This window comes from Gordonia hydrophobica NBRC 16057, from assembly GCF_001592365.1.
GTDB lineage: Bacteria > Actinomycetota > Actinomycetes > Mycobacteriales > Mycobacteriaceae > Gordonia > Gordonia hydrophobica.
This window is the reverse complement of sequence record NZ_BCWU01000029.1, coordinates 1-1,796: the sequence shown is the minus strand read 5'-3', so window position 1 is coordinate 1,796 and position 1,796 is coordinate 1. Positions and strand designations below refer to the sequence as shown.

1 protein-coding gene is annotated in these 1,796 nt (G+C 67.9%); it reads left to right on the top strand.

The annotated features are described in order from the left end of the window. Positions 1-1,796 (top strand): acetate--CoA ligase (gene acs, locus GH2_RS21055; protein WP_066172654.1); only part of this gene is annotated, 1,796 nt, incomplete at both ends.

The following is a 1,796-nucleotide window of genomic DNA, read 5'->3' as shown; positions in this document are numbered from 1 at the left end:
TGGACTGGGAGACACCGTTCGGTGAGGTGCTGGACTGGTCCGCCCCGCCGTTCGCCAAGTGGTTCGTCGGCGGCACGCTGAACGTCGCCTACAACTGCGTCGACCGGCACGTCGCAGCAGGCAAGGGCGACCGCGTGGCCATCCACTGGGTCGGCGAGCCCGGCGACTCCCGCGACATCACCTACTCGCAGCTCCAAGACGAGGTCTCCCAGGCGGCCAACTACCTGGCCTCCCTCGGCCTGCAGACCGGCGACCGCGTCGCCATCTACATGCCGATGGTCCCCGAAGCGGTCATCTCCATGCTCGCCTGCGCCCGCCTCGGCCTGACCCACTCGGTGGTCTTCGCCGGCTTCTCCGCCGCCGCCCTGCGCTCCCGCGTCGACGACGCCGAAGCCAAGGTCGTCATCACCACCGACGGCCAGTACCGTCGCGGCGCCCCCGCCCCGCTGAAGGAGGCCGTCGACGAAGCTCTCGGCACCGGCGCCGACGCCGCACCGTCGGTGCAGAAGGTCCTCGTCGTGCGCCGCACCAACCACGACCCCGACCTGAACTGGGTCGACGGCCGCGACGTGTGGTGGGACGAGACCGTCGGCGCGGCCTCCCCGCACCACGAGCCCGAAGCCTTCGACGCCGAGCACCCCCTGTTCCTGCTGTACACCTCGGGCACCACCGGCAAGCCGAAGGGCATCGTCCACTCCTCCGGCGGATACCTCACCCAGGCCGCCTACACCTTCCACCACGTCTTCGACCACAAAGAAGGCAGCGACGTCTTCTGGTGCGGCGCCGACATCGGCTGGGTCACCGGCCACACCTACCTCGTGTACGGCCCCCTCTCCAACGGCGCCACCGAAGTCATCTACGAGGGCACCCCCAACACCCCGAACGAGCACCGCCACTTCGAGGTCATCGAAAAGTACGGCGTCACCACCTATTACATCGCCCCGACCCTGATCCGCACCTTCATGAAATGGGGCCGCGAGATCCCCGACGCGCACGACCTCTCCTCACTGCGTCTGCTCGGCAGCGTCGGCGAACCCATCAACCCCGAAGCCTGGCGCTGGTACAACGAGGTCATCGGCGGCGGCCGCTGCCCCATCGTCGACACCTGGTGGCAGACCGAGACCGGCGGCATCATGATCTCCCCGCTGCCCGGCATCACCGCGACCAAACCCGGCTCGGCGATGCGACCCCTGCCCGGCATCAGCGCCAACGTCGTCGACGACAACGGCAACCCCGTCGCCGACGGCGAACAGGGCTACCTCGTCCTCGACAAGCCCTGGCCCGGCATGCTCCGCGGGATCTGGGGCGACGAGGAGCGGTACAAGGAGACCTACTGGTCGCGTTTCGCCGAACAGGGCTGGTACTTCGCAGGCGACGGCGCCCGCTACGACGAGGACCACGCACTCTGGGTCCTCGGCCGCGTCGACGACGTCATGAACGTCTCCGGCCACCGCATCTCCACCTCCGAAGTCGAATCAGCGCTGGTCTCCCACTCCGCCGTCGCCGAGGCCGCCGTCATCGGCGCCGCCGACGAAACCACCGGACAAGGCATCGTCGCCTTCGTCATCCTCATGGAAGGCGCCGACAACGGCGACACCCTCATCACCGAACTCCGCAACCAAGTCGCCACCGACATCTCCCCCATCGCCAAACCCCGAGAAGTCAACATCGTCCCCGAACTCCCCAAAACCCGCTCCGGCAAAATCATGCGCCGACTCCTCAAAGACATCGCCGAAGGCCGCGAACTCGGCGACACCTCCACCCTCGTCGACCCATCAGTCTTCGAAGCCATCCGG